Origin of the sequence: Ruegeria pomeroyi DSS-3, assembly GCF_000011965.2 — a bacterium.
In the GTDB taxonomy this organism is placed as follows: Bacteria; Pseudomonadota; Alphaproteobacteria; order Rhodobacterales; family Rhodobacteraceae; genus Ruegeria_B; species Ruegeria_B pomeroyi.
In genome coordinates, this window is record NC_003911.12 from 3955575 (window position 1) to 3981644 (window position 26070).

The 26070-nt window shown below is 64.1% G+C and carries 26 protein-coding genes; 11 read left to right on the forward strand and 15 right to left on the reverse strand.

Annotation, left to right across the window (positions count from 1 at the left end):
* Positions 1-26 precede the first annotated feature (26 nt).
* Both SPO_RS19005 and ade read right to left on the reverse strand, forming a co-directional pair.
* Positions 27-1490: an AMP nucleosidase gene (locus tag SPO_RS19005; protein WP_011049423.1), complete on the reverse strand. Its 1464-nt coding sequence runs from the start codon at positions 1488-1490 to the stop codon at positions 27-29.
* A complete protein-coding gene (gene ade, locus SPO_RS19010) occupies positions 1487-3298 on the reverse strand; it encodes an adenine deaminase (RefSeq protein ID WP_030003271.1) in 1812 nt (603 codons plus the stop codon). Before ade ends, SPO_RS19005 begins: the two co-directional genes overlap by 4 nt.
* Before the next feature lie 112 nt (positions 3299-3410).
* Here ade and SPO_RS19015 point away from each other — a divergent pair, with 112 nt between their 5' ends.
* A complete protein-coding gene (locus tag SPO_RS19015; RefSeq protein ID WP_011049425.1) occupies positions 3411-3839 on the forward strand; it encodes a glyoxalase in 429 nt (142 codons plus the stop codon).
* Positions 3840-3932: 93 nt separating this feature from the next.
* On the opposite strand, the gene SPO_RS19020 is transcribed toward SPO_RS19015, so the two are convergent.
* Positions 3933-4805: a LysR family transcriptional regulator gene (locus SPO_RS19020; protein ID WP_011049426.1), complete on the reverse strand. Its 873-nt coding sequence runs from the start codon at positions 4803-4805 to the stop codon at positions 3933-3935.
* A gap of 120 nt (positions 4806-4925) precedes the next feature.
* Here SPO_RS19020 and SPO_RS19025 point away from each other — a divergent pair, with 120 nt between their 5' ends.
* From SPO_RS19025 to queF, 6 genes are all read left to right on the forward strand, one after another.
* Positions 4926-5681 (forward strand): class II aldolase and adducin N-terminal domain-containing protein, encoded by a 756-nt coding sequence (locus SPO_RS19025; RefSeq protein WP_011049427.1) that lies wholly within the window; start codon positions 4926-4928, stop codon positions 5679-5681.
* A gap of 78 nt (positions 5682-5759) precedes the next feature.
* Positions 5760-6749, forward strand: coding sequence for a sterol desaturase family protein (locus tag SPO_RS19030; RefSeq protein ID WP_044028846.1), 990 nt, complete (start codon positions 5760-5762; stop codon positions 6747-6749).
* A gap of 171 nt (positions 6750-6920) precedes the next feature.
* Positions 6921-7613: a 7-cyano-7-deazaguanine synthase QueC gene (queC, locus tag SPO_RS19035; RefSeq protein ID WP_011049429.1), complete on the forward strand. Its 693-nt coding sequence runs from the start codon at positions 6921-6923 to the stop codon at positions 7611-7613.
* Positions 7613-7969, forward strand: coding sequence for a 6-carboxytetrahydropterin synthase QueD (gene queD / locus SPO_RS19040; protein ID WP_011049430.1), 357 nt, complete (start codon positions 7613-7615; stop codon positions 7967-7969). Before queC ends, queD begins: the two co-directional genes overlap by 1 nt.
* Positions 7966-8685 (forward strand): 7-carboxy-7-deazaguanine synthase QueE, encoded by a 720-nt coding sequence (gene queE, locus SPO_RS19045; protein ID WP_011049431.1) that lies wholly within the window; start codon positions 7966-7968, stop codon positions 8683-8685. Before queD ends, queE begins: the two co-directional genes overlap by 4 nt.
* Before the next feature lie 21 nt (positions 8686-8706).
* Positions 8707-9174, forward strand: coding sequence for a preQ(1) synthase (gene queF / locus SPO_RS19050; RefSeq protein WP_011049432.1), 468 nt, complete (start codon positions 8707-8709; stop codon positions 9172-9174).
* Positions 9175-9184: 10 nt separating this feature from the next.
* On the opposite strand, the gene SPO_RS19055 is transcribed toward queF, so the two are convergent.
* Entirely contained in the window at positions 9185-9817 is a 633-nt protein-coding gene (locus SPO_RS19055) for a class I SAM-dependent DNA methyltransferase (protein WP_044028849.1), read from the reverse strand.
* An 88-nt stretch (positions 9818-9905) separates the two neighbouring features.
* Between SPO_RS19055 and SPO_RS19060 the strand changes: the two genes are divergently transcribed.
* Complete coding sequence (locus SPO_RS19060) at positions 9906-10757, forward strand: SDR family oxidoreductase (RefSeq protein WP_011049434.1); 852 nt, start codon at positions 9906-9908, stop codon at positions 10755-10757.
* 425 nt (positions 10758-11182) lie between these two features.
* On the opposite strand, the gene SPO_RS19065 is transcribed toward SPO_RS19060, so the two are convergent.
* The 4 genes from SPO_RS19065 to SPO_RS19080 are packed head-to-tail and all read right to left on the reverse strand — an operon-like array spanning position 11183 to position 14110.
* The gene (locus SPO_RS19065) at positions 11183-12097 is read right to left on the reverse strand and encodes an OmpA family protein (protein WP_011049435.1); all 915 of its coding nucleotides are present in this window, start codon (positions 12095-12097) and stop codon (positions 11183-11185) included.
* A complete protein-coding gene (locus SPO_RS19070; RefSeq protein WP_011049436.1) occupies positions 12094-12666 on the reverse strand; it encodes a peroxidase-related enzyme in 573 nt (190 codons plus the stop codon). The genes SPO_RS19065 and SPO_RS19070 overlap by 4 nt, the downstream gene beginning before the upstream one ends.
* Positions 12663-13391 carry a GNAT family N-acetyltransferase gene (locus SPO_RS19075; protein WP_011049437.1) on the reverse strand — a complete coding sequence of 243 codons (729 nt, stop codon included), beginning with the start codon at positions 13389-13391 and terminating at the stop codon, positions 12663-12665. The genes SPO_RS19070 and SPO_RS19075 overlap by 4 nt, the downstream gene beginning before the upstream one ends.
* Positions 13388-14110: a competence/damage-inducible protein A gene (locus SPO_RS19080; RefSeq protein ID WP_011049438.1), complete on the reverse strand. Its 723-nt coding sequence runs from the start codon at positions 14108-14110 to the stop codon at positions 13388-13390. The genes SPO_RS19075 and SPO_RS19080 overlap by 4 nt, the downstream gene beginning before the upstream one ends.
* A 49-nt stretch (positions 14111-14159) precedes the next feature.
* Here SPO_RS19080 and sfsA point away from each other — a divergent pair, with 49 nt between their 5' ends.
* Both sfsA and map read left to right on the forward strand, forming a co-directional pair.
* Entirely contained in the window at positions 14160-14852 is a 693-nt protein-coding gene (sfsA, locus tag SPO_RS19085) for a DNA/RNA nuclease SfsA (RefSeq protein ID WP_011049439.1), read from the forward strand.
* Positions 14853-14937: 85 nt separating this feature from the next.
* Positions 14938-15747: a type I methionyl aminopeptidase gene (map, locus tag SPO_RS19090; RefSeq protein ID WP_011049440.1), complete on the forward strand. Its 810-nt coding sequence runs from the start codon at positions 14938-14940 to the stop codon at positions 15745-15747.
* Positions 15748-15857: 110 nt separating this feature from the next.
* Here map and SPO_RS19095 read toward each other — a convergent pair whose 3' ends face one another.
* The 3 genes from SPO_RS19095 to SPO_RS19105 form a co-directional block, all read right to left on the reverse strand.
* Complete coding sequence (locus tag SPO_RS19095) at positions 15858-16496, reverse strand: HAD family hydrolase (RefSeq protein ID WP_011049441.1); 639 nt, start codon at positions 16494-16496, stop codon at positions 15858-15860.
* Positions 16497-16694: 198 nt separating this feature from the next.
* Positions 16695-17735, reverse strand: coding sequence for a tRNA epoxyqueuosine(34) reductase QueG (queG, locus tag SPO_RS19100; protein WP_011049442.1), 1041 nt, complete (start codon positions 17733-17735; stop codon positions 16695-16697).
* Positions 17736-17807: 72 nt separating this feature from the next.
* The gene (locus SPO_RS19105; protein WP_011049443.1) at positions 17808-18473 is read right to left on the reverse strand and encodes an FtsZ-binding protein FzlA; all 666 of its coding nucleotides are present in this window, start codon (positions 18471-18473) and stop codon (positions 17808-17810) included.
* A gap of 183 nt (positions 18474-18656) precedes the next feature.
* On the opposite strand from SPO_RS19105, the gene SPO_RS19110 reads away from it, so the two are divergent.
* Positions 18657-19130 carry a GNAT family N-acetyltransferase gene (locus tag SPO_RS19110; protein WP_011049444.1) on the forward strand — a complete coding sequence of 158 codons (474 nt, stop codon included), beginning with the start codon at positions 18657-18659 and terminating at the stop codon, positions 19128-19130.
* A 16-nt stretch (positions 19131-19146) separates the two neighbouring features.
* Here SPO_RS19110 and mtgA read toward each other — a convergent pair whose 3' ends face one another.
* From mtgA to SPO_RS19130, 4 genes are all read right to left on the reverse strand, one after another.
* Positions 19147-19875, reverse strand: coding sequence for a monofunctional biosynthetic peptidoglycan transglycosylase (gene mtgA, locus SPO_RS19115; protein WP_011049445.1), 729 nt, complete (start codon positions 19873-19875; stop codon positions 19147-19149).
* Positions 19876-19928: 53 nt separating this feature from the next.
* Positions 19929-20873, reverse strand: a complete 945-nt coding sequence (locus SPO_RS22330; RefSeq protein ID WP_144084035.1) for a Hint domain-containing protein — start codon at positions 20871-20873, stop codon at positions 19929-19931.
* Positions 20874-21090: 217 nt separating this feature from the next.
* Positions 21091-25623 carry a glutamate synthase large subunit gene (gltB, locus tag SPO_RS19125; protein WP_011049447.1) on the reverse strand — a complete coding sequence of 1511 codons (4533 nt, stop codon included), beginning with the start codon at positions 25621-25623 and terminating at the stop codon, positions 21091-21093.
* Positions 25620-26057, reverse strand: a complete 438-nt coding sequence (locus tag SPO_RS19130; RefSeq protein WP_011049448.1) for a GFA family protein — start codon at positions 26055-26057, stop codon at positions 25620-25622. Before SPO_RS19130 ends, gltB begins: the two co-directional genes overlap by 4 nt.
* Positions 26058-26070: the final 13 nt, after the last annotated feature.

Below are 26070 nucleotides of genomic sequence, written 5' to 3' on the forward strand. Positions count from 1 at the left end.
AGGGGTTTTTCGGCGTTTTTCCGCAGTCAGAGGAAGGCCGTTTCGTCAAATGACCGCAATTTGCGGCTGTGCAACCGCTCCAGAGGCATGCCGCGCAGGGTTTCCATGGCTCGGATTCCGATGCGCAAATGGCGGCTGACCTGGGTTGTATAGAAGGTCGAAGCCATACCGGGAAGCTTCAATTCGCCATGCAGCGGCTTGTCGCTGACGCAAAGAAGCGTGCCATAGGGCACCCGGAATCGATAGCCATTGGCCGCGATGGTGGCGCTTTCCATGTCCAGCGCGATGGCGCGGGACTGGCTGAGGCGCTGCACCGGGCCGGACTGGTCGCGCAGTTCCCAGTTGCGGTTGTCGATGGTGGCGACGGTGCCGGTGCGCATGATCCGTTTCAGGTCATAACCGCTGAGCTCTGTCACCTCGGCCACCGCCTGTTCCAGAGCGATCTGGATCTCGGCCAGCGCCGGGATCGGCACCCAGACCGGCAGGTCGTCATCCAGCACGTGATCCTCGCGCAGATAGGCATGGGCCAACACGAAATCGCCCAGCGCCTGGGTGTTCCTGAGGCCGGCGCAATGACCCACCATCAGCCAGGCATGCGGGCGCAGCACGGCGATGTGGTCGGTCGCTGTCTTGGCGTTGGACGGGCCGACGCCGATGTTGACCAGCGTGATGCCCGATCCGTCGGCACGCTTGAGGTGATAGGACGGCATCTGCGGCAGTTTCGCCAGGGTCTCGATCTGGGTGTCTGGATCGGTGATCTCGACATTGCCGGTGCTGACAAAGCTGGTGTAGCCGCTGGCCGGATCGGCCAGCTGGGCGCGGGCATAAGCCTCGAACTCGGACACGTAGAACTGATAGTTGGTGAACAGGATGTGGTTCTGGAAATGCGCCGCGTCGGTGGCGGTGTAATGCGCCAGCCGCGCCAGCGAGTAATCCACGCGCTGCGCGGTGAACAGCGACAGCGGGCCCGCGCCGTCTTCGGACACATGGGTGCCGTTGACGATATCGTCATTGGTCGTGGCCAGATCGGGGACGTCGAACACGTCGCGCAGGGTGAACCCGGCGGCGCCTTCGTGCGGAACCACCAGATCGGGGGCGTTGGCCACCGCGAAATGCAGCGGAATCGGGGTGGAGGACGGGCCGATCTGTACCGGCTGGCCATGATTGCGGATCAACAACCCGATCTGCTGGGTCAGATAGGACCGGAACAGATCAGGCCGGGTGACGGTGGTGGCATGGGTGCCGGGGTGCGAGACATGGCCAAAACTCAGCCGGCTGTCCACCTGCGCATAGGAAGAGGTGGAAAAGCGGATCTCGGGGTAGTAGGCCCGATACCGCGCGCCCGGCTCGGTGCCTTGCATGGCGGTGGTGAAGCTTTCGCAGAGAAACCCGGTGGCCTGGCTATACAGCTCTTCCAGTCGGGCGACCGCCTGGGCGGCGTCGGTGAACGGCGCCGGTTCGGGGGTCGGGGGGGTGATCAGTTGCGTCATGCAAGCGGCTCCAGCAGGTCGATCCGTTCAAAACTGCGCACGTCGATCAGGCCCAGATCCGAGATGCGCAATTCGGGGATCACCACCAGTGCAAGCAGCGAATGCTGCATATAGGCGTTGTTGAGCGTGCAACCGCAGGCGGCCATCGCCTCGACCATGGCCTGTGCCTTGGCGGCGACCTCGGCGGCGGGGCTGTCGGACATCAGCCCCGCGATGGGCAGTTCCACCAGCGCCAGTTCCTGACCGTCGCGCCAGATGGTGATGCCGCCGCCGACCTCGGCCAGCCGGTTCGCGGCCAGTGCCATCTGCTCTCGGTCGGTGCCGACCACGATCATGTGGTGACTGTCATGCGCCACGGTCGAGGCCATGGCCATGCGGCCCTGATAGCCGAAGCCCGAGACAAAGGCATTGGTGACGCCGCCGGTGGCCCGGTGGCGTTCGACCAGCGCGATCTGGCAGACGTCATCGGGGTGCTCGGCGGTCTCTACGAGCCCTTCTCGCACCGGCAGCTCCGCTTTCAGCGCCTTGGTCGGCGCCTGGTTTTCCACCACCCCGATCACATTGGCGCGGACCCGGTTGGCGCCGGTTGGGGCCGCGATCTCGAAATCGCGCGCGCTTAGCGCATGGCCCAGATGCACGGTACCCCGGGCCGTGTCGGGCCAGTCGTAATGGGGACAATCGACGGCAATCTTGCCGTTCTCGGCCACCACCTGCCCTCGCGCGATCACCAGTTCGATGGGCAGGTCGCGCAGGTCCGAGGTGAGGATCACATCGGCGCGCCGACCCGGTGCGGTCGAGCCCAGCTCGCGCTCCAGCCCGAAATGGGTGGCGGTGTTGATCGTCGCCATTTGCAGGGCAATCAGCGGGTCGCAGCCACAGGCGATGGCATGGCGCACCACCCGGTTCATATGGCCATCGTTTACCAGCGTGGCCGAATGGCAATCGTCGGTACACAGGATGAAGTTGCGCGGATCGAGCCCCTTTTCCGTCACCGCAGTGATCTGGGTTTCCACGTCATACCAGGCGCTGCCCAGCCGCATCATGCTGCGCATGCCCTGGCGCACCCGGGCGATGGCGTCAGCCTCGCAGGTGCCTTCGTGATCGTCCGCAGGCCCGCCCGCAACATAGGCGGCAAAGGCAGGGCCCAGATCGGGCGAGGCATAATGCCCGCCCACCGTCTTGCCCGCGCGCTGGGTCGCGGCGATCTCGGCCAGCATCTTGGGGTCGGCATTGGTGACACCGGGAAAGTTCATCATCTCGCCCAGGCCGATGATGCCGGGCCAGGTCATCGCCTCGGCCACATCCTCGGGCGTGATCTCATACCCGGTGGTCTCCAGTCCCGGCGCCGAGGGCGCGCAGGAGGGCATCTGGGTAAAGATGTTGACGGGCTGCATCAGCGCCTCGTCATGCATCATCCGCACACCGGCTAGGCCAAGGACATTGGCGATCTCATGCGGGTCGGTGAACATGGTTGTGGTGCCATGCGGGATGACGGCGGCGGCAAACTCGGCCGGGGTCAGCATGCCGCTTTCGATATGCATATGCCCGTCGCAGAGGCCCGGGATCATGTAGCGCCCGTTCGCCTCGATGATCCGGGTGTCGGGGCCGGAGCAATGGCTGGCATCTGGGCCAACAAAGGCGATGCGCCCCTCGGCAATCGCGATGGAATGGCCCGGAAGCGCCTCGCGCGTGTGCACGTTGATCCAGGTGCCATTGCGGATGATCATGTCCGCCGGTTCGCGGCCTGCGGCGACGGCGACCAGGCGGGGGGCCACATCGGCCCAGCTGGGAAAAGTCGTTGGTTCCATGGCATAACTTTCCCGAAACCGCGACCGGGCGCAAGCCCTGCCGGATGGGTTTCATCAAAGCTTCGTCTTTGCCCGCTTGACAGCGGAAGGCGGTCGGCATGAACCTGCCGCCATGGATTATGACAAGATAGATGCGGATGGGTTCGGGCGGTCGCTCAAGGGGATCGGGTTGAACCTGCTGGTGCGGGACGTTCCTGCGCAATGCGCCTTTCTAGAGGCTGTTTTTGCGATGAGGTCTCATCAGGTGACGGCCGACTTCGCCATTGTCAGCTATGGCAATCAGGTGTTCCAATTGCACAGCGACGGCACCTATCACGCAAACCCGCTGCTGGGGCTGTTGCCGGAAAACCCGCCGCGCGGGGCGGGGATCGAAATCAGGCTCTATGACAGCGATCCCGATAGGGCGGTGGCACGGGCCGTGGCCTTTGGCGCGACGGTCTTGCAGGCGCCGGCCGACAAGCCGCATGGCCTGCGCGAGGCCTATATCCTGTGCGACAATGGCTATGCCTGGGTACCGAGCCGGCCCAAGGACAGCGCCTGACCGCAGCGCGCCGCAGGCGCGCTGCCCGGCCCAACGGGAGGAGGTGCCGCGTCAGCGGCATCAACGACGGGCGGGAGTGCCCCCTTTCCCGGATCACCCGACTTCGCGGGCGATTTCGGCGCGGATCCAGTTGGCAAAGGCGACCGCGCCGGGGGTCTCCTCCGCCTGCGGCGACAGCAGCAGGTAATAGGCCTCGGGCATGGCCGCGCGATGGGCAAACGGCGCGATCAGCCGCCCCTGCTCGATCAGGCTGCCCGCGATCGTGTCATGCGCCAGGCACAGCCCGCCGCCCGCCATCGCCACCGACAAGCCAACCATATAGGTGGTGGCATAGGTGATCGGCGGATCGGGCCAGTTCAGGGCCTGTTCCTCGGCCCAGGTCGCCCAGTTCGACAACAGGTTGGAACAGTCATAGAGCGGCTGCCCGACCAGCGTTTCCAGTGTCACCTGATAGCCGGGCGCGCAGACGGGATAGTACTGTTCGCTGCGCAACAGCTCGGTCCGCACCGTATCCGCCGGGCGCAGGGAATAGCGGATCTCGACCGCCGCGCCCTCGGCCATTTCGCGCGGCTCCCACAGCTCGGTGAAGATGTTCAGATGCACATCCGGGTGCAGCGCGCGGAACCGGGGCAGGCGCGGGCCCAGCCAGTTGACCGCAAATGTGATGTTGCATTGCACCTGCACCGTGTTCTGGTTGTCTCCGGTCACCGCGCGGGTGCCCCGGATCAGGGTGCGGAACGCCTCGCGCACCACCGGCAGATAGGTGATCCCGGCCTCGGTCAGTTCCAGCGCCCGGGGCCGGCGGTGAAACAGCGGCTGGCGCAGGTGCGATTCCAGCGCCTTGATCTGCTGGCTGACCGCGCTTTGCGTCATGTTCAGATCGCGCGCGGCGCCGGTAAAGGACAGATGCCGGGCGGCGGCCTCGAAGGTGCGCAACCAGCCGAGCGGGGGGAGAGGATTCTGCATACCATAACTCTGCCATAAGTCTTTCTAATGCGAAAAGGGTGAATTTTTCGTTGGTCAAACCTGACGCCAAAAGGCAGCTTTTGGGCAACCCGAATGCCAGCCGACACCAGGAGAGAGCCCATGTCCGTCACCAGCCTGCGCCCCAATATCGACCATTGGCAGGAGCGCGTCGATCTGGCCGCGTCCTTTCGCTGGATCGAGCGGCTGAACATGCATGAAGGGGTTGCCAATCATTTCAGCCTGGCGGTGAACCCCGAGGGGACGCAGTTCCTGATGAACCCCAACCAGATGCATTTCGCCCGTATCCGCGCCTCGGACCTGCTGCTGCTGGATGCCAACGACCCCAGAACGATGGAGATGCCGGGGGCGCCCGATCCGACGGCCTGGGGCCTGCACGGTTCGATCCACCGCCATTGCCCGCATGCGCGCTGCGTGATGCATGTGCATTCGATCTTTGCCACCGTTCTGGCCAGCCTTGCCGACAGTACCCTGCCGCCGATCGACCAGAACACGGCGATCTTCTACAACCGCTATGTCATCGACGACGAGTTTGGCGGGCTGGCGTTCGAAAGCGAGGGCGAGCGCTGCGCCTCGATGCTGAACGATCCGAAGAAGCGGGTGATGATCATGGGCAACCATGGCGTGCTGGTGATCGGCAGCGACGTGGGCGACACGCTGAACCGGCTCTATTATTTCGAGCGCGCCGCCGAGACCTATATCCGCGCCTTGCAGACGGGCCGTCCGCTGCGCGTGCTCAGCGACGAGATTGCCGAGAAAACGGCGCAGGAGCTTGACGACTATCCGGGGCAGTCCGAGGCACATCTGCGCGAGGTCAAGGCGGTGCTGGACGGTGAAGGGTCGACCTACGCCAGCTGACAGTTTGAAACTCACAACCTGCCCGAACCGGCCCGTGGGCGCCGGAGGATGGCGCTTGTCCAGAGACGAGGAAAGACGATGACCGATTTCAGTCAGGACGCCGAAGCGGCACGCTGGAATTATCGCCCCGAAAACCCGGTGGGGCTGAACCCGCTGTTCAGCTGGCCGCCGCGCCCGGCGGCGGTGCTGCGGTGGTATCGCGGGGCATGGCTGCAGCTGACCTCGCTGACCCTCTGTCTGGTGCTGGCCGTCGCCGCCTATACCTGGTTCCTGCCGCCGCTTGAGGCGATGCAGAGCTTTGCGCCCGGCTGGATGTTCCGGGTGTGGCTGTTGAACATGGTGCCGCAGATCATGGTCGCGGGCGGTCTGCACTGGTGGTTCTACATGCGCAAGGGCCAGGGCATGTACAAGAAGTTCGACCGCCGCGACCTGACCCGGGACAATGGTACCTTTACCTTTCGCAATCAGCTCTGGGACAATATCTGGTGGACATTGGGCAGCGCGATGACCGTCTGCACGGTCTATCAATGGCTGATCTACTGGGTGATGGCGAATGGCTGGGTGCCCACGGTCACCTGGGCGCAGGCGCCGGTCTGGTTCGTGGTCTGGATGTTTTTCATCCCGATGTGGTCGGGGCTGCATTTCTACTGGGTGCACCGGCTGGAGCATCACCCGAAGCTCTACAAGCATGTGCACGCCGTACATCACCGCAATGTCAACATCGGCCCGTGGTCGGGCATCTCGAACCACTGGTACGAGAATATCCTCTATTTCACGACCTATTTCATTCATCTGCTGGTGCCCTCGCACCCGCTGCACCTGCTGTTTCACATCTACTTCCAGCAGGTCAGCCCGATCCTGTCGCATTCGGGGTTCGAGAAGATCAAGACCGGAGAGACCGAGGCCGCCAAGACCGGGGACTTCTTTCACCAGCTGCATCACCGCTATTTCGAGTGCAATTACGGCACGTCCGAGATCCCCTTTGACAAGTGGTTCGGCACCTTCCACGACGGCAGCGCCGAGGCGACCACCCGCACCCGCGCCTATAAGAAGCAGATGTATACCTGACCCGGTCGACAGGTTTCACAAGGGCCGCCCGCCTGGGCGGCCTTTCACGTTTTTGAGGGCGCGCGCGCCGGGTCTTTACCTTTGCCCCGCGCCTCTGCTACAGGCGCCCGGTCCGGATCATCCGGGCGCCGGTCGCAGCCTACCCGGCTTATGAAAACAAGGGACCCAAACGTGAAGACACTTGTCATCTGCTCCGGCGGATTGGATTCGGTATCGCTGGCCCACAAGGTGGCCGCCGAGCACGATCTGATCGGCCTTATCTCTTTCGACTACGGTCAGCGCCATCGCAAGGAGCTGGACTTTGCCGCCCGTGCCGCCACGCGGCTGGGCGTGCCGCATGACCTGATCGACATGCGCCAGATCGGCGCGCACCTGTCGGGCAGCGCCTTGACCGATGATGTTGACGTGCCCGACGGGCATTATGCCGAGGACACAATGAAGATCACCGTGGTGCCCAACCGCAATGCCATCATGCTGGCCATCGCCTTCGGCATCGCGGCGGCCAAACAGGCCGATGCGGTGGCGACCGCCGTGCATGGTGGCGATCACTTCATCTATCCCGATTGCCGCCCCGGTTTTACCCAGGCGTTCGAGGCGATGCAGGCGCAGGCGCTGGACGGCTATGCCAGTGTCCGGCTTTACACCCCCTTCGTGCACGAACCGAAATCGGCCATCGTGACCGAGGGCGAGCGCCACAACACGCCCTTTGCCGATACCTGGTCCTGCTACAAGGGGGGCGAGGTGCATTGCGGCCGCTGCGGCACCTGTGTCGAACGACGCGAGGCGTTCCATCTGGCAGGTGTCGCAGACCCGACCCCCTATGCCGACCCCGAGTTCTGGCGCGCGGCGGTGGAGGGGCGCTGATGTACCGGATCACCAAGGAGTTCCATTTCTCGGCCTCGCACCAGCTGTGCCATCTGCCCGACGACCACCCCTGCGCCCGGCTGCACGGGCATAACTATATCGTCGAGGTCGAACTGGCTGCTGCCGAGCTGGATGCCAACGGCTTTGTCCGCGATTACCGCGAGTTGAAGCCGCTCAAGACCTGGATCGATGACGCGCTGGACCATCGTCACCTGAACGAGGTGTTCGGTCATGACATGGTCACCTCGGAACGGTTGGCGAAAGAGGTCTATGAGTTCTGCAAGGCGCGCTGGGCGGAAACCAGCGCCGTACGGGTCAGCGAAACGCCCAAGACCTGGGCCGAGTACCGGCCATGACCACCCTGCGTATCGCCGAAATCTTCGGTCCCACGATACAGGGGGAGGGCGCGGTGATCGGCGCGCCCACCGTGTTCGTGCGGGCGGGCGGTTGCGATTACCGTTGTTCCTGGTGCGACAGCCTGCATGCGGTGGACAGCGCCTATCGCGACACCTGGACCGCGATGACAACCGAGCAGGTCTGGGCCGAGGTCGCGCGCCTGTCGGGCGGGGTGCCGCTGACGGTTTCACTGTCGGGCGGCAACCCGGCTATTCAGGACTTCGGCCCGTTGATCGAGATGGGCAAGGCGCAGGGCTATCGCTTTGCGCTGGAAACCCAAGGATCGGTCGCGCGGGGCTGGTTTCGCGAACTGTCGCCTCTGATCCTCAGCCCCAAACCGCCTTCGTCCGGCGAAACGGTCGATTGGGACCGGTTCGCCGACTGTATCGCACGGGCGCGCGACGCGGTGACGGTGATCAAGATCGTGGTGTTTGACGAGGCCGATTACCTTTGGGCGCGCGAGGTGGCGGCGCGTTTCCCGAACTTGCCGATCTATCTGCAACCGGGCAACCACACGCCGCCGCCGCCTGATGCCGAGGATGCGGCCATCGACATGGACGGCATCATGGCGCGTTACGAATGGCTGATCGGTCGGGCCCTGTCCGACCGATGGTTCACCCCCACAATCCTGCCGCAGCTGCATGTGCTGGTCTGGGGCAACAAGCGTGGCGTCTGAGACGCCGAGAGGAGCATGACAATGGCCAATCAGGATATCTATGCAAACTTGACCCAACTGGGTGGCAAGACCGAACTGCCGAACTCGCCCGAAGAGGCGGTACTGGAAAAGGTGCCCAACCCGCAGGCGGGCACCGATTACGCGGTGCGCTTCACCGCGCCAGAGTTCACCTCGCTCTGCCCGCTGACGGCGCAGCCCGATTTCGCCCATATCGTGATCGACTATGTGCCGGGCGACTGGCTGGTGGAAAGCAAGTCGCTGAAGCTCTATCTTGGCTCGTTCCGCAACCACGGTGCATTCCACGAGGATTGCAGCGTCTCCATCGGCAAGCGGCTGGTCGAGCTGCTGGCGCCCAAATGGCTGCGGGTCGGGGCCTATTGGTATCCGCGTGGCGGTATTCCGATCGACGTGTTCTATCAGACCGGGCCGGAATTGCCCGGCGTCTGGATCCCCGATCAGGGCGTGCCGACTTATCGCGGGCGGGGCTAGGTTCAGGCACCTAGGATTTCTCGAACAGCGCGATATAGGCCAGGTCGTCCTTGTGCGGCCCGGCAGCCAGATCGCCATAGATGCGGACCTGGGGCAGTTTGAGGTTCTCGATCTGCCCCTGCGCCATCCGGCGCAGCGCAAGGTCGAAGCCCTTTTCCTCGAAATGCCTGGCATTGATCGAGATGGCGAATTGCGCGCCGGGCCGAGCCACGCGCAAGAGCGCGGGAAAAACCTCGGGACCCAGATGGCCATGAGTGAAGGTGCCTGACGAGACGATGCCGGAATAGCTCTCGCGTGGGGCGGGGATGCCCTGGTTCAAGTCGGTCTCGATGGCGTCGCGATAGATGTCCTTGCGCATGGCGCGCTCCAGCATCTCGGCGCTGATATCGGCGGCGTCGATGGGGCCGACGCCAAGCCCGGCCAGAATGGCACCGCAGAGGCCCGTTCCGGCCCCCACATCCAGCACCGGCCCTTGCCCGCCCGCCGCAACAAAGGCGCGCGCGGTATGCGCGGGCAGCTGGTAATCTTCGCGCGCGGCAAAGCCGTCGTCGTAATCGCCAGCCCATTCGGCATAGAGCTGCCGGTTGTCCTCGGGCGATTGCAGCCCATAGGCCGCGTCCAGATCGGGTGTCTTGATGCTCATGCACAATTGAAGGCCCAAGAGTGGATTCGAATCAAGTGCGTCGATCCAGCGCTTGCACATCGCGCGCGGGCGCAGCATCTAGGATGCCATGACTGGAACACTGCTTTCTTTTGGACATGGCTATACCGCCCGGGTGCTGTCGCGGGCGCTGGCGCCGCAGGGCTGGCGCATCATCGGCACCAGCCGCAACCCCGACCAGATGGAGGCGATCCGCGCCTCGGGCGCCGAGCCGCTGCTGTGGCCAGGCGAGGAACCTTCGCTTGACGGAGTCACCCATCTGCTGATCTCGACCGCACCAGATTCGGGGGGCGATCCGGTGTTGGCGGCGCTGGGCGACCAGATCGCAGCGCGCGCGGCGCAGTTTCGCTGGGTCGGTTACCTGTCAACCACCGCCGTCTATGGCGACCATGACGGCGCCTGGGTGGATGAGACGACGCCGCTGACCCCGACCGCTGCGCGCGGGCGCTGGCGGGTGATGGCCGAACAGCAATGGCAGGCGGTTCCCAACCTGCCGTTGCATGTCTTCCGGCTGGCCGGAATCTATGGTCCGGGGCGCGGGCCGTTCTCGAAACTGGGCAAAGGCGGCATCCGCCGGATCATCAAGCCCGGACAGGTGTTCTCGCGCATCCATGTCGAGGATATCGCCCAGGTTCTGGCCGCCTCGATGGCGCGGCCCGATCCGGGCGCGGTCTACAATGTCTGCGACGACGAACCGGTGCCGCCACAGGACGTGATCGCCTATGCGGCCGAGTTGCAGGGCCTGCCGCTGCCGCCCGCGGTGGATTTCGACAAGGCCGACCTGACCCCGATGGCGCGCAGTTTCTACAGCGAGAACAAGCGGGTAAGAAACGACCGGATCAAGGAAGAGCTGGGTGTTCGACTGAAGTACCCCAACTACCGCGTGGGGTTGGAGGCCTTGCAGGCCGACGCCGAAACATAAGCAGCGACATCCGCATCAATCCGGGTGCCACGCCGGATATGCGGTATGAAAACGCACGGTCTTCATCGTGCTGATACCGTAGCCGCAGCCGTCAACACAATCTGGCGACAGCCAGAGAGCGACCTGATTTGATTGCAGAAGGTCTGGTGGTGGCGGGAGCGGGTCTGAAAGAAAACTTTCTCCGACAAAGCACGTAGGACGGGCATTGCGGATCATCGCAGGCCCACCTTGGCACATCGATGCCGTCGGGGGCGGTCACATCATCAGAACCGGTTCTTGCCTTACTTCGCTTGTCCGAAGCCCAGGGTTGCCGGGCTTTCGCACGTTGGTGGGCCTCGACTGTCCGAAATGATCACGCCGCGACACAGGGTTCAGTGCCACCTCGGGCGGTTTGACCGGGCGCAGCGGGTTGTTCTTCTGTCTGGCTATTGCGACAGCATCACCGCCTCGACCCGGCGATTGGCCTCGCGGCCCTCGGGCGTGAGGTTGCTGGCGATCGGGGCGAGGTATCCGACCCCGTCGGCGCTGATCTGGTCGGCGGGGATGCCATATTCCTCGACCAGGCGCGCGCGCACCGCCCCGGCGCGTTTGCGGCTCAACTCGATGTTTGGCTCCAGCCCGCCGACGGTGTCGGTATGTCCGACCAGCACAAGCCGCAGCTCTGCGTTCGCCGACAAGAGCTGTGCCAGTTCGGCCAGCGTGTCGAACGGCCCCTCGCCCAGCGCATCCGATCCGGTCGCGAATTCAAGCCCCGACAGAATCACCCTTCCCCGGGTCTGCAACCGCCCGGCTAGGTCCATCGGCACCACCACCGCAGCGGGTTTCTCGACCGTGACGGGGTCGGTTGCGACCGATCCGGCGGGGAACGCCTGGATCAGTTGCACATAGGCATCGGGTGGATTGCGGCTGACCAGCAGGCTCAGCGCCTCGTCCCCGCGCATCGCCGACAGGAAGCGATAGTCGCGCACCGCCACATACATGTCGGGGCTGGGCACCACCTCGGTGGCAAAGCGGAAATCGAAGCCGCCGCAACTTTCAGCCGGGCAATCAAGCAGGATCTCGAACCCCGCCTCGAGGATCTGATCGCGCAGCGGGGCAAAGACCTGCAAGGTGGTCTTGGACCCGACGCTGATCCGCCAGGTGCGTTTTTCGATCCGCCCTTCCAGCTGGACCGAGGGCACCCCCTCGGCCCCGTGTACCCCGGTCGGCAGGGCATAGCCGTCAAGCGCGCGAATACGCTCGGTCAGCTGCCGGCTGCCCTGCGGCAGGGTCAGGCTCAGGTCCTGCGCCAGCGCGGGTGTTGCCGCCAGCGCGGCGCAGAGGGCCAGCCTGAGGATCATCGGAATTGCGAATGGTACTCGTCATTGGGCACCATCGCCGTGGCGCTGGCGACCCGGTTGGACATGTTGTAGAACCCGGCCACATTGGCGATGTCCCAGATGTCGCGGTCGCTGAAGCCGACATCGCGCAGGGCCTGACGGTGCGATTCCTCGATCTCGGCGCTGGCGGTGGTCATCTTGGCGGCGAAATCCAGCATCGCGCGCTGACGCGCATCCAGCGGCGCGACACGATAGTTCATCACCAGCATCTCGCCCAGCTTGGGATCGCCCGACAGCTGCCGTACGGCGGCGCCATGAGCGACAAGACAGTAGAAACACTTGTTGATCGACGACACCACTACCGCGATCATCTCGCGCTCCAGCTTGGACAGGCCCGAGGGTGCCAGCATCAGGTCGTTATACATCGCAGTAAAGGCGTTGAGCTTGGCAATGTCGAAGGCGTTGGCCTTGAGCACATTGGGCACCATGCCCAGCTTCTCGACGCAGATGTCGAAGTATTTTTGCGTTTCCTGCGGCAGCGGGTCCACCATCGGCAGGTCCAGCGCGGTGGGGCGGGTCTGGTCGGTCATGCGGTCTGTCTCTCCTCCTGAAGAAGGCGATAGTGATACTCTCCCACCAACTGCATGCCGAGAGAGCGATAGAGCGCGTTGGCGCCCTCGTTCGCCTTGGTGCAGATCACGCTAAGGGTATGGGCGCCGTTGTCCAGCGCCCAAAAGGCCGCGCCGCGCATCGCCCATTTGCCCAGACCCTTGCGGCGCTGGTGCGGCGGAATCTCAAGGGCATGCAGCATGGCGACACCGTCATGGATAGCGACAAAGGCGACCCCGCCGGGCTTGTCCTGATGCCGCATCAGCAGACCGGTCTTGGGCCCCTTGACCCGATCCATCACCGCCAGACGGCCGGGCCCGATCCCGCCCTCGGCCCAGAGCTCGCGCATGATCGCCAACGGCTCCCACAGGGCAAAGACGGTAACACGCGGCATCGGGAGGTCAGTCAGCTGGCTGACCGGGCAGGCATAGATATTGACCGGGTCGACGATCGAGTAGCCGCGTCCGGCCAGGGCCGCATCCAGCCCCTCGTCCCCCGGGCGCAGCTGGAACAGCGGCGGCTGGCCCATCTGCCGCATCGCAGCCTCGGCGGCTTCGATCTGAGGCTCGGAGACCGCGCCCGAGGCTGAGGCGGCCGAGACCCGCTTGCCGCCGCCGCGGCCCTCGCGCAGGGTCAGGGTGCCATCTGTCCGGCTGTCGGCGGCGGGCCAGGTTGCATCGACCACCGCGAACCAGTCAGGCGTCATTGCGCGGTCTCCCGCGCAAGCCGGGTGACAGCCGCGTCGATCCGCACACCATCCGTACCCCGCACCACCACATTGGCACCGAATGCTCCGTTGATCTGGAACGGATAGCAGCCAATGGTCAGATCGGGAAAATCCTCGGCCAACTGCGTCAGGGTTGCGGCGATGTCGCCCTCGCCCCGGTCAATCCGCAGGGTCTGCGACAACAGCGGCTGACCGCCGGTCAGCGTCGGCAGGATGCTGGCGACCATCGCCTGAAACACGCTGGGCACACCCGCCATCACATGTACGTTGCCCAGGGTAAAGCCCGGCGCTGTGCTGACCGGATTGTCAATCAGCGTGGCCCCATCGGGGATACGCGCCATGCGCAGCCGCGCGGCGTTCAGCTCCAGCCCGGTCTTGGCATAATGCGCCTCGAGCAGGGCGCGCGCATCGGCGCGCACGTCGATGGCGGCACCAAAGGCGCGGGCGATGCAATCGGCGGTGATGTCGTCATGGGTCGGCCCGATGCCGCCGCTGGTGAAGACATGGTCGAACCCATCCGACAATGCCTTGACCGCCGTCTCGATCGCCGGGGCGTCGTCGCTGACCACGCGCACCTCTTTCAGGTCAATCCCGTGTTTGCTCAGCTCTCCGGCGAGATAGTACATGTTGGCGTCGCGGGTGCGCCCCGACAGGATCTCGTCTCCGATGACCAGCATGGCGGCGGTTGGGTTTGGCATGGCGCCCTCTCTCTTGATCGACCCCTGCCGCAGGTATAGGCCCGGGATCATGCGCTTTCAAACAACTCTTGTCCCCGCCCGCCTGATCCGTCGCTACAAACGCTTTCTGGCCGATTGCCAGTTGGAAGACGGGCGCGAGGTGACCGCCCATTGCGCCAATCCCGGCTCGATGATGGGGCTGGCGGACCCCGGAACGAAAATCTGGCTGGAACCCAATGACGATCCGAAGAAGAAGCTGAAGTTCGGCTGGCGGTTGGTCGATCACGAGAACGGCCATTTCACCGGTGTCGATACCTCGGTCCCGAACCGGGCCTTGAAGACCGCGCTCGAGCGCCGCGCCATTCCGTCGCTGGCCGCCTATGAAACGGTGCGGCCCGAGGTGAAATACGGCCAGAACAGCCGCATCGACTTTCTGCTGAGCGGGCCCGGCCTGGCGGACGCCTATGTCGAGGTCAAAAGCGTGACACTGTGCCGTGAGCCCGGCCTGGCCGAGTTTCCCGACAGCGTGACCGCGCGCGGCGCCAAGCATCTGGCAGAGCTGGCTGCGATGGCCGGGCTGGGGCATCGGGCGATCATGCTTTATCTGGTACAGCGGACCGATTGCGACAGATTCACCCTGGCCGCGGATATCGACCCGGCCTATGCGCGCGCCTTTGAAACGGCCCGCGCGCAGGGTGTGGAAAAGCTGATCCTGACCACCCATATCTCTCCTCAAGGAGTCGAAATCGCCGATATGCTTTGACATATTGCGACGCTGCGCCCTCTGGCACTTTCTGCGCAAGCAGCGTAAACAGGGATCCGCGCGCAACTATTGGAGCCTCGCACCGATGAAGGAACATCGTGGCCGCCTGACCAGGGATGGTATCCGCATCTACGAACCCACCGACTTTGCCGGCATGCATGCGGCAGGGGCGGTTGCGGCGCGTATTCTGGACGATATCGCGGAACATGTCTTTCCGGGCCAATCCACGGGCGAGATCGACCGGATCATCACCGGGATGGTCGAGGCTGCCGGCGCGAAATCGGCGACCATCGGTTACAAGGGCTATGAGCATGCCAGCTGCATCTCGGTCAACCATGTGGTCTGCCACGGAATTCCGGGCGACAAGCGGCTGGGCGAGGGCGATATCCTGAATATCGACGTCACCGTGATCGTCGATGGCTGGTTCGGCGATACCAGCCGGATGTACGTGGCCGGCAAGCTGCCGCGCAAGGCCGAGCGGCTGATCCAGGTGACGCATGACGCCCTGTTCAAGGGGATCGAGATGGTCAAGCCGGGCAATACTTTCGGCGATATCGGCCATGCCATCCAGACCTATGTCGAGGCGCACCGCATGTCGGTTGTGCGCGATTTCTGCGGTCACGGGCTGGGCCAGGTGTTTCACGCCCCGCCCAACGTGCTGCATTACGGCCGCCCCGGCACCGGCGCGGTGCTGGAGGAAGGCATGTTCTTCACCATCGAACCGATGGTGAATCTGGGCCGCCCCGAGACCAAGACGCTGGCCGATGACTGGACCGCCGTCACCCGCGACAAATCGCTGTCGGCGCAGTTCGAACATTCGGTCGGGGTGACCGCAAACGGGGTCGAGATCTTTACCCTTTCGCCCGGCGGCAAGTTCCACCCGACCTACGCCTGATCAGGGCGGAACCGGGGACCAGCCCCCGGACCCCCAGGATACTTCTGGCAAGAGGAAAAGCAGAGGCCGGACCTCTGCAGACACGGTCGCGCGCTTACCGGTTGAGCCGGTCACAGCGCGAGCAGCACCGGCACTTCGGCCATATCATGAAACACCTCGGCCCCAAGCGCGCGCAGATTCGCGCCATCGCCATGGGCGACATAGCCGAGGCAACGCATACCGGCCCGAACGGCGGCGGTAACGCCTGATGGGCTATCCTCTATCACCACCGGGGATGTTGCGTCGAACTGCGCGGCGGCCGTTTGAAACAGGAGGGGGTCAGGTTTGGCCGTACCCAGAACATGGGCCGAGAACATCCTGTCCCGGAACCGTTCCCACAGCCCGTTCTGGCCCAGCGTGATGCGCATCTTGTCGGGGCTGCCATTGGAGGCGACACAATAGGGCAGAGCACGCGCATCCAGCGCGGCCAGCAGATCGGAAATGCCGGCGACAAGGGGCACGCCCGCACGCAGCCGGTCGTAGGTTTCGGCATAGACCTGATCCACCCAGTCATCGGGCAAATGCGCGCCCAGCGCGCGTGCCTTGTCCCGAACCCCGGTCATCGTACTGCCCAGAAAGAGGCTGACAGTATCTTCCAGCGTCAGGTTCAGCCCATAACGGGCGAGGTTGTCGGACAAGACGCGGTTCGAAAGCGGCTCGCTATCCACCAGCACGCCGTCGCAGTCGAAGATAACCAGGTCATGTCGCATCGCGTTCTCCGGATTGGGGAACCTGCGTTTAGCGCAACCCGCACCTTGCGGCAAACCGTTGACAGGCGATGGATTGCCGATGCAGGCGCGATCTGAAACATCCCGAAACATCATACCGGTAAGAGCCTCACCGTAGGTCTGCCAACTCAGTCAGGCGAAACCTTTTGATCTGCGCTTGGCACGTCTTGCGCAACGCTATCAGCGCGACATCGCCAGCTTCGCCGCCGCCCAGCGCGCCGCGTCCGCGACCGTCGGGTCAGAGTCCTGGGCCAGGTCCTGCGCCACCGGGCGCAGCGCCGGCAGGCCGGAGTTGCCGATGGCGTAGAGTACATTGCGCACGAAGCGGTCGCGCCCGATCCGCTTGATGGGCGAACCCGAAAACATCTCCCGGAACCCGGCATCGTCCAGACGCGCCAGATCGGCCAGTGCGGGGGCGCTCAACTCGGGCCGCGCGCCATAGCGCAGATCGCTGGCGGCCACCGCGAACTTGTTCCAGGGACAGGCCGCCAGGCAATCGTCGCAGCCATAGATCCGGTTGCCCAGCTTGGCGCGCAACTCTTCATCCACCGGCCCCTTGTGCTCGATGGTCAGATAGGAAATGCAGCGCCGCGCATCCAGGCGGTAGGGCGCCGGAAAGGCATCGGTGGGACAAGCGGTCAGGCAGGCAGAGCACGACCCACAATTGTCGCGCCCGACCGGGTCGCTCGGTAAATCGAGCGTCGTGAAGACAGAGCCCAGAAAGGCCCAATTGCCCCAATCCCGGCTGACCAGGTTGGTATGCTTGCCCTGCCAGCCCAACCCCGCCGCCTGTCCCAACGCCTTTTCCGGCACCGGGGCGGTATCGACAAACACCTTGACCTCGCCGCCGCCCGCCTCGATCAGCCAACGCGCCAGCCGCTTCAGCCGTTTCTTGACCAGGTCATGGTAGTCCTTGCCCCTTGCATAGACCGAGATCGCACCCCGGTCCGGCTGGCCGACCACCTCCATTGGATCCGTGTCAGGCGCATAGCTCTCGGCCAGCATGATGACCGAGCGCGCCTCGGGCCAGAGCGCCGCCGGATCGCCGCGCCACTCCATCCGCTCGGCCATCCAGCCCATCTGCCCGTGATACCCGGCTTCGACAAAGGCACCCAGCCGCGCGGGCATCTCGGGTACATCCCAGGGGCGGCAGACACGGCAGGACACGAACCCTTCCTCCAGGGCCCGCGCGACCAGCCTGTCTTTCAGTTCCCCGCTCATGCTTCTTTCTGGTCCAAAATACTCCGGGGGAGTCGCGCCTTGGCGCGGCGGGGGCAGCGCCCCCGGACCCGGTCAGAAATCGAGATCCGCGTAATGCGGCGGCGGCCGGAACCCGGGCACCTGATCGGCCAGGATCGACCGGAACGAAGGCCGCGACTTGATCTTTGCGTACCAGTCCTTGACCACCTGGCTCCGGTTCCAGTCCACGTCCGAGATATAGTCGAGCGAGGACAGATGCGCGGCGGCGGCGAAATCGGCCAGCGTCATCTGGTCGCCGGCCAGCCAGCGGCGGTGGTCCAGCAGCCAGGCCATGTAATCCAGATGATACTTGATCGCCTTGGCCCCGGCCTTGACATTGCGGCTGTCGGGATAGCCCTGCCCCGTCACCTTCTTGTTGACCCGCTCGTAAAGCAGGTTCGAGGTCACCTCGTTATGAAACTTGTCGTCGAACCAGCAGACCAGCCTGCGCACCTCGTAGCGCCCATCGACATCCTTGGGCATCAGCGGCGGTTCGGGGCGGGTCTCTTCGATGTATTCGCAGATGGCCGCGCTTTCGGCCAGCATCTTGCCGTCCAACTTGATCACCGGCACCTTGCCGGCCGGGTTGCGGCGCAGAAAATCCGGGTCGCCTTCCCAATAGCGCTCCTCGACCAGTTCAACCTCGATCTTCTTTTCGGCCAGCAACAGGCGGACCTTGCGGCAGAACGGGGACAGGGGGACGTGAAACAGGCGCGCCATGGGGATCCGGATCAAATGAGGTCTTGCCCGTCAGCAATAGCCCCGGCAGCGGTGCAAGTGCAAGTTCCCCCGGACAAAACACCGGCGGTCGGGCGGGTGGGCGACACGCAATCGTGACGCTGGGCGGATTGACGCCGACCGGGGCGCAGCGGCAGATAGCGCAACCTAGCCACAGGCCATCCGATGCCCGCACCCCTCACCTTTGCCCGTCTGACGCAGGTCGACCCGAACCTGATCACCGCCCATATGCGCGACCCGCGTCTGGCCATTCATATGCCGTTGATGCCCGACAGCTGGAGCGACGCGCAGACCGTCTCTTTCGTCCAGTCCAAGGAGGCCTGTTGGGACCGGGACGGGCTGGGCCATTGGGCGTTTCTTCATCAGGACCGATATGTTGGCTGGGGCGGCTTTCAGCGCGAGGGCGAAGAATGGGATTTCGGCCTGGTCCTCTGCCCCGCGCATTTCGGGCTGGGCCTGCCCATCGCCCGCAAGGCGCTGGACTTTGCCCATGCCGATCCGCGCATTCCCTTTGTCACCTTCCTGCTGCCGCCCTCGCGCCAGCATCTGGGTGCGCTGCGCCGCCTCGGCGCGCAGCCCCTGGGCGAGACCGATCATGCCGGGCACCGGTTCCTGAAGTTTCGCCTCGACACCGCCTGACGCCAAGCAGCGCGGCCTATTCGAAACAGTCCGACCGCCCATCGGCAGCGATGGTTGCCGCACCATCCATGATGGCCGCGGCGCGTTTGCGCAGCCGCGGTGATGGATCCGAGGCCGAGCGCCCGCGCGGATTGGGCAGAACCGCCGCGATCCGCGCCGCCTGCTGCGCCGACAGCTTGTCGGGGCTCACCCCGAAATAGCGATCGGCAGCGGCCGCCACGCCGAACACACCCTCGTCCATCTCGGCGACGTTCAGATAGACCTCGACGATCCTGCGCTTGGACCAGGTCAGCTCCACCAGCGGGGTGATCGCGGTTTCCAGCGCCTTGCGGATCCAGCTGCGCCCCTGCCACAGATACACGTTCTTGACCACCTGTTGCGACAGGGTCGAGGCACCGCGTCCCGACCCTTCGTCGATGGCGGCACGGATGGCATTGACGTCAAAGCCCCAATGCAGGCAGAAATTCGCATCCTCGGCCGCCACCACCGAACGCGCCATGACCGGGGCAATCTCTTCCAGCGGCACCCAGTCACGCTCGACCTTACCCAGCCGGCTGTATTCGGACCAGATCGTGTGGGTGATCGGCGGGTTGATCATCGAAAACAGCAGCACCAGCACCAGAAGAGCGGCGAAACCAGCCGCAAAGGCGCGACTGACCCAGCGCAGAACCCAGCGTCCAGGTCGCAACTTGGTGTCGGCCTTGCGGGCCTTCTTCTTTCTGGTGTTCGTTGTCCGCTTGGCCATGAATGCCTTTTAGCGCAGTTCTTTGATGATCTGAACGGGCAAAGCCATCCTGATCAGGCCGCCAAGAGCAATTGTGCCTCGGCGGACTTCGCCACCCGTCGCGCGGTTTGCCAGCCAGCGCCGCCGGTGATCGCAAGCTCCTGAAACAGGGCTGCCTCCGCGTCTTCGTCAGCCCCGTCTTCTGGCGCTTCGATGGCACCGGGAAAATAGCTTTCGGTCGGGATACCCTCGGAAAACACGATTTCGTGGCGCGCAAACAGCAGATGGTAATAGGTCAGCTTGTGACGCGGCGCGATGCGAATGGTACTGCCGTTAACCAACATACGCGCGGGAACAAACACCTCGCTTTCGCCACATGCCAGTTCTGCCTGCCAACCCGTGATCAGCATCCGGTGCTGCTGGCTGACATAGAGGTCGCGAAAATTGCCCAAAACTCCGGCCCTGAACAGCACCGGCGCCAAGGCACCGTCGCCCCGGACCGTTGTCTTTGCCAATTGCAGCAGCGGTTGCAATCCATTGTCCAGTGTCTGCACCAGATCGCCGGGGCGCAGGGTTTCCACCGGGATCGGGCCGCTTTCGATCTCGATGAAGGTACCAGCCGCAAAACACGCAAACCCGGGGAACCAGTTGGTCGAAGTCGTATCCAGAGTTTCGAGCGTGAGTTGCGTGTTCCCGTTCTGCAGGTCGGGCACATCGTCGAAATCGGCATTCATGTCCAGGGCGACGGTCATGAAACTGCCATCGCCCAAATCGATCCGGATGAACGAAGCGCGCTGGCCTGGGTCTCCGCGCACGTCGCCGACACCCAGATATTGATAGCTCAGCAGCGTCACGCCGCCGTCAAAAGAGACGTATTCCCCAGAAAGCGGGTCATTCAACTGAGTATCGACATCGACAAATGTCAGAACACTCGTCGAGTTGTTCACGATGTTTATCGTGCCGCCATTCACGAACGGATCACCGTTCACGTTCTGCGCGATCAGCGTGATATTCGCCATGTCTCTGCCTTGCCCGGTTTTCCGGGTCTGTTCACCGCGCACAAGAACGCGGATCTGCCTCGCCGATCAGATTAAGGTGAAATTGGGGCGGAAATGTGACCGGCTGCCTCAAGTGTTAACAAGGACTGCGGTACAAACAAAAACGACCGGGCCGCATCAACAGCCCGGTCGTATCGTTTTTCGTTCCGGTATGGCCCGCCAAAGGGCCGCTTACCGATTACTCGGCTGGCATCGCCAGGCTATCATGGCTCAGCGGGCGAGGCAGCTTGTTCAGCATCTCCTTGGGGCAGACCTGAAGGAAGTTGCCCTTCTCGATGTCCCAGTGTTGCAGGATATGGGCCGCCTTGGCGCTGCGGGTCTCTTCGGCGTGACGCTCGACCAGCTCTTTCAGCTGTGCCTCCCAATGGGCCACGCTCACCGGGCAGGTCACCAGCGTCTCCATGTTCATCAGCAGCTGGGCCTGACCGTCGGGATCATAGAGATAGGCCATGCCGCCGGTCATCCCGGCGCCAAAGTTGGCACCGATGCCACCCAGGATCACCGCAACACCGCCGGTCATGTATTCACAGCCATTGGTGCCGCAGCCCTCGATAACCACCTTGGCGCCCGAGTTGCGCACCGCGAACCGCTCGCCCGCGCGACCAGCCGCGAACAGGTGGCCATCGGTTGCACCATACAGAACGGTGTTGCCGATGATGGTGTTCTCATCCGCCTTCAGCGGGCTGACCTGCGGCTGACGCACCACGATGGTGCCGCCCGACAACCCCTTGCCGACATAGTCGTTGGCATCGCCCGAGACCTCGATCTTGAGCCCCGGCGCCGCGAAGGCACCCAGCGACTGGCCCGCCGACCCGCGCAGCTTGATATGCAGGTGGTCAGGTTGCAGGTCGTTGCGCATGCCGAACCGCTTGACGATATGGCTCGACACCCGGGTACCGACGGTCCGGTGGGTGTTCTGCACCGAATAGCTCAGCTGCATCTTCTCACCATCCTCCAGGAACCGCGCGGCATCGCGCACGATCTCGGCATCCAGCGTGTCGGGCACCACGTTGCGCGGCTTGGCCCGGTCATAGACGATGTTCTGTGCGCCATCGACGGTGATCAGCAGCGGATTCAGATCCAGATCGTCCAGATGCGCCGAGCCGCGCGAGACCTGCGCCAGCAGGTCGGCGCGTCCGATCACCTCGTCCAGCGAGCGGGCACCGATGCTGGCGAGGATTTCGCGCACTTCCTGGGCGTAGAAGGTGATCAGGTTCACCACCTTGTCGGCGTTGCCGGTGAACTTGGCCCGCAGGCTCTCGTCCTGGGTACAGACACCGACCGGGCAGGTGTTGCTCTGGCACTGACGCACCATGATACAGCCCATCGCGATCAGCGCGGCGGTGCCGATGCCGTATTCCTCGGCCCCCATCATCGCGGCCATGACAATGTCACGCCCGGTGCGCAGACCGCCATCGGTACGCAGCGTGATCCGGTCGCGCAGGTTGTTCATCGACAGAACCTGATGCGCCTCGGTCAGGCCCATTTCCCACGGCAGGCCGGCGAACTTGATCGAGGTCGCCGGCGAAGCGCCGGTGCCGCCGTTGCCGCCCGAAATCAGGATGATATCGGCCTTGGCCTTGGCCACCCCGGCGGCAATGGTGCCAACGCCCGAGGATGCCACCAGCTTGACCGTCACCTTGGCGCGCGGGTTGATCTGTTTCAGGTCATAGATCAGCTGCGCCAGATCCTCGATGGAATAGATATCGTGGTGCGGCGGCGGTGAAATCAGCGTCACGCCCTTGGTTGAATGGCGCAGCCGCGCGATCAGGTCGGTGACCTTCATGCCGGGCAGCTGCCCCCCCTCGCCGGGCTTGGCGCCCTGCGCGACCTTGATCTCCAACTCTTCGCAATGGTTGAGGTATTCGGCGGTCACGCCGAACCGGCCCGAGGCCACCTGTTTGATCTTGGCCGACGGGTTGTCGCCGTTGCTCTCGGGCACGAAATGCGCCGGATCCTCGCCGCCTTCGCCACTGTCGGACTTGGCACCGATCCGGTTCATCGCCACGTTCAGCGTCTTGTGCGCCTCGGGGCTGAGCGCGCCCAGCGACATGCCCGGCGTCACGAACCGCTTGCGGATCGAGGTGATGCTTTCCACCTCTTCGATCGGCACCGGCTTGCCCAGCGGCTTGATGTCCAAGAGATCGCGCAGATGGATCGGCGGATTGCTCTGCATCTTGGCCGAATACTGCTTCCACAGCTCGAACGAGGCGCGGTTGCAGGCCATCTGCATCATGTGCATCGAGGTCGCTTCCCAGGCATGGGTCTCGCCCGATTTGCGCGCCTTGTAGAACCCGCGATGGGGCAGCACGTCCAGCCCGCTATCCCAACCACGTGCGTGGATTTCCTCGGCCTTGGTCTGGATACCCTTGATGCCGATGCCCGAAATACGGCTGGTCATGCCGGGGAAAAACTCGGCCACCATGGCACGGCTCAGACCCACGGCCTCGAAGTTCAGACCACCACGATAGGAGGATACGACCGAGATTCCCATTTTGGCCATGATCTTGAGCAGACCCTGGTCGATCGCCTCGCGATAGCGGGCGATGTTCTCGGTCAGCGAGCCATCCAGCAGGCCGCGCTTGATGCGGTCGGCAATCGAATCCTCGGCCAGATAGGCGTTGACCACGGTCGCACCGCAGCCGATCAGCACCGCGAAATAATGCGGGTCGATACATTCCGCCGACCGCACGTTGAGCGAACAGAAGGTCCTGAGCCCCTTGCGCGTCAGGTGGCTGTGCACCGCGCTGGTGGCCAGGATCATCGGCATCGCCACCTTGCCCGGACCGGAATACTGGTCGGTCAGCAGCAGGTGCCCGGCGCCAGAACTGACGGCCTCTTCTGCCTCGGAGCGGATGCGCGCCAGCGCGGCGCCCAGCCCGGCCGATCCCTGCTCGAAACTACAGTCGATCTCGACCAGCGGCGCGTTGAAGTTCTTCTTCAGCGTCTCCCACTGGGCATTGCCGACAAAGGGGCTTTCGGCGACGATGATCTCGGTCTGGCTGCTGTCCTCGTCCAGCACGTTCTTGAGGTTGCCGAACCGCGTTTTCAGCGACATCACCCGGTATTCGCGCAGGCTGTCGATGGGCGGGTTGGTCACCTGGCTGAAGTTCTGGCGGAAGAAATGGCTGAGCGGCCGGTACTGTTTCGACAGCACCGCAGCGGGCGTGTCATCGCCCATCGAGGCCAGTGCCTCCTTGCCATCCTCGGCCATTGGCGCAAGAACCTGTTCCAGCTCTTCCACCGAATAGCCGGCCGCGATCTGGCGCTTGCGCAGTTCGGCACCGGTGAACAGCGGGGTTTCCTCGACATCGCCCAGCTGGTCTTCGAGGTTGTTGATCTTGCCGACCCAATCGCCAAAGGGGCGCGAGGCGGCCAGTTTGTCCTTGAGCGCGCGGTCGTGGTACAGCTTGCCCTTGGCCATGTCGACGGCGATCATCTGGCCCGGACCCAGCGCGCCCTTTTCGACCACGGTTGCCTCGTCGGTGGGCACCATGCCCGCCTCGGACCCTGCGATCAGCAGGCCGTCACCGGTCACCACATAGCGCATCGGGCGCAGCCCGTTGCGGTCGAGACCGCCACAGACCCAGCGGCCATCGGTCATCGCCAGCGCGGCGGGGCCGTCCCAGGGTTCGATCACCGAGTTGCAATAGGAATACATGTCGACCCAGGCCTGCGGCAGTTCCACCGCCTGTTTCGACCAGCTTTCGGGCACCAGCATGGTCTTGGCCATGGGCGCGTTGCGCCCGGCGCGCACCAGCACCTCGAACACCGCGTCCAGCGCCGCCGAATCCGACGATCCGCCCGGCACGATCGGTTTGATATCCTCGGCCTTTTCCCCGAAGTAGGACGAGGCCATGCGGATCTCGTGGCTCTTCATCCAGTTCAGGTTGCCCTTCAGCGTGTTGATCTCGCCGTTATGGGCCAGCATGCGGAACGGCTGTGCCAGCCACCATTGCGGGAAGGTGTTGGTGGAATAGCGCTGGTGATAGATGGCAAAGGCGGATTCGAACCGCTCGTCCATCAGGTCGGGATAGAACACCGCCACCTGCTCGGCCAGCATCATGCCCTTGTAGATGATCGACCGGCAGCTGAGCGAGGCCAGATACAGACCGGCAATGCCCGCTGCCTGCGCCGCCTTCTCGATGCGGCGGCGGATAACATAAAGCTCGCGCTCAAAGGTCTCTTCGTCGACGCCCTTGGAGTTCGAGATCAGGATTTGCTCGATCTCGGGCCGGGTGGCGTTGGCCTTTTCGCCCAGACAGGTCACATCGACGGGCACATGGCGCCAGCCATAGATGAAATAGCCCATCCGAAGGATTTCGGTCTCGACGATGGTCCGGCAGCGTTCCTGCGCGCCGAAATCGGTCCGCGGCAGGAACACCTGACCCACGGCCACCAGCTCGTTCATGCGCGGCTCGTGGCCGGTGCGCCGGATCTGGTCATAGAAGAAGGGGACCGGGATCTGCACATGGATACCGGCGCCATCGCCCGTCTTGCCGTCAGCATCAACCGCGCCGCGGTGCCACACCGCCTTGAGCGCGTCGATCCCGGCCTCGACCACCTTGCGGCTGCGCTTGCCGTTCACAGAAACGACCAGACCCACCCCGCAAGAGGAGTGTTCTTCTTCCTCGGAATAAAGACCATTCTCAGCCAGCCATTTGCGCTTGGCTTCTTCGGCCCGCACCCAATCGGCATCGTACTTGGTCATTGGCTGTCTCCTAGATCAGAGGGGGCATACATGGCTTCGACCTCGGCTTGGGTCATCTGCCGGCGTTCGCCTGCGAACGCATAGCCCTCGGGCTTCTTGTCGATATACAGTTCAAGTTTCAGGGCGTTGCCGCCCGCATTTTCAAACAGGCCGGCCGCCATCTGCGTCTGGCCATGCATCTTTCCGGGCAGGGTGATCCGGTACCACAGCACCGACCCGCAGGTGCCGCAAAAGGCGCGCTCGGCCCAGTCGGACGAGCCATAGACCTTGACCGGGCCCAGCGCCGCATAGCCCGGTTCGACCGGGAAGCTGACATAGGCGCTGCTGGTCCAGCGGCGGCACATGTCACAGTGACAGGCGCCCAGCGCGGCGCGTGCCGGGGTCGCGGTGATGGTCACCGCGCCGCACATGCATTCTCCGTGAAGTTCCGTCATCTCGGGCCTCGCC

What these genes read in the sequence shown, in the direction of transcription:
- SPO_RS19005 (WP_011049423.1), bottom strand. Translation starts at nt 1,490, where the DNA reads ATGACGCAACTGATCACCCCCCCGACCCCCGAACCGGCGCCGTTCACC.
- ade (WP_030003271.1), bottom strand. Translation starts at nt 3,298, where the DNA reads ATGGAACCAACGACTTTTCCCAGCTGGGCCGATGTGGCCCCCCGCCTG.
- SPO_RS19015 (WP_011049425.1), top strand. Translation starts at nt 3,411, where the DNA reads ATGGATTATGACAAGATAGATGCGGATGGGTTCGGGCGGTCGCTCAAG.
- SPO_RS19020 (WP_011049426.1), bottom strand. Translation starts at nt 4,805, where the DNA reads ATGCAGAATCCTCTCCCCCCGCTCGGCTGGTTGCGCACCTTCGAGGCC.
- SPO_RS19025 (WP_011049427.1), top strand. Translation starts at nt 4,926, where the DNA reads ATGTCCGTCACCAGCCTGCGCCCCAATATCGACCATTGGCAGGAGCGC.
- SPO_RS19030 (WP_044028846.1), top strand. Translation starts at nt 5,760, where the DNA reads ATGACCGATTTCAGTCAGGACGCCGAAGCGGCACGCTGGAATTATCGC.
- queD (WP_011049430.1), top strand. Translation starts at nt 7,613, where the DNA reads ATGTACCGGATCACCAAGGAGTTCCATTTCTCGGCCTCGCACCAGCTG.
- queE (WP_011049431.1), top strand. Translation starts at nt 7,966, where the DNA reads ATGACCACCCTGCGTATCGCCGAAATCTTCGGTCCCACGATACAGGGG.
- queF (WP_011049432.1), top strand. Translation starts at nt 8,707, where the DNA reads ATGGCCAATCAGGATATCTATGCAAACTTGACCCAACTGGGTGGCAAG.
- SPO_RS19055 (WP_044028849.1), bottom strand. Translation starts at nt 9,817, where the DNA reads ATGAGCATCAAGACACCCGATCTGGACGCGGCCTATGGGCTGCAATCG.
- SPO_RS19060 (WP_011049434.1), top strand. Translation starts at nt 9,906, where the DNA reads ATGACTGGAACACTGCTTTCTTTTGGACATGGCTATACCGCCCGGGTG.
- SPO_RS19065 (WP_011049435.1), bottom strand. Translation starts at nt 12,097, where the DNA reads ATGATCCTCAGGCTGGCCCTCTGCGCCGCGCTGGCGGCAACACCCGCG.
- SPO_RS19070 (WP_011049436.1), bottom strand. Translation starts at nt 12,666, where the DNA reads ATGACCGACCAGACCCGCCCCACCGCGCTGGACCTGCCGATGGTGGAC.
- SPO_RS19075 (WP_011049437.1), bottom strand. Translation starts at nt 13,391, where the DNA reads ATGACGCCTGACTGGTTCGCGGTGGTCGATGCAACCTGGCCCGCCGCC.
- SPO_RS19080 (WP_011049438.1), bottom strand. Translation starts at nt 14,110, where the DNA reads ATGCCAAACCCAACCGCCGCCATGCTGGTCATCGGAGACGAGATCCTG.
- sfsA (WP_011049439.1), top strand. Translation starts at nt 14,160, where the DNA reads ATGCGCTTTCAAACAACTCTTGTCCCCGCCCGCCTGATCCGTCGCTAC.
- map (WP_011049440.1), top strand. Translation starts at nt 14,938, where the DNA reads ATGAAGGAACATCGTGGCCGCCTGACCAGGGATGGTATCCGCATCTAC.
- SPO_RS19095 (WP_011049441.1), bottom strand. Translation starts at nt 16,496, where the DNA reads ATGCGACATGACCTGGTTATCTTCGACTGCGACGGCGTGCTGGTGGAT.
- queG (WP_011049442.1), bottom strand. Translation starts at nt 17,735, where the DNA reads ATGAGCGGGGAACTGAAAGACAGGCTGGTCGCGCGGGCCCTGGAGGAA.
- SPO_RS19105 (WP_011049443.1), bottom strand. Translation starts at nt 18,473, where the DNA reads ATGGCGCGCCTGTTTCACGTCCCCCTGTCCCCGTTCTGCCGCAAGGTC.
- SPO_RS19110 (WP_011049444.1), top strand. Translation starts at nt 18,657, where the DNA reads ATGCCCGCACCCCTCACCTTTGCCCGTCTGACGCAGGTCGACCCGAAC.
- mtgA (WP_011049445.1), bottom strand. Translation starts at nt 19,875, where the DNA reads ATGGCCAAGCGGACAACGAACACCAGAAAGAAGAAGGCCCGCAAGGCC.
- SPO_RS22330 (WP_144084035.1), bottom strand. Translation starts at nt 20,873, where the DNA reads ATGGCGAATATCACGCTGATCGCGCAGAACGTGAACGGTGATCCGTTC.
- gltB (WP_011049447.1), bottom strand. Translation starts at nt 25,623, where the DNA reads ATGACCAAGTACGATGCCGATTGGGTGCGGGCCGAAGAAGCCAAGCGC.
- SPO_RS19130 (WP_011049448.1), bottom strand. Translation starts at nt 26,057, where the DNA reads ATGACGGAACTTCACGGAGAATGCATGTGCGGCGCGGTGACCATCACC.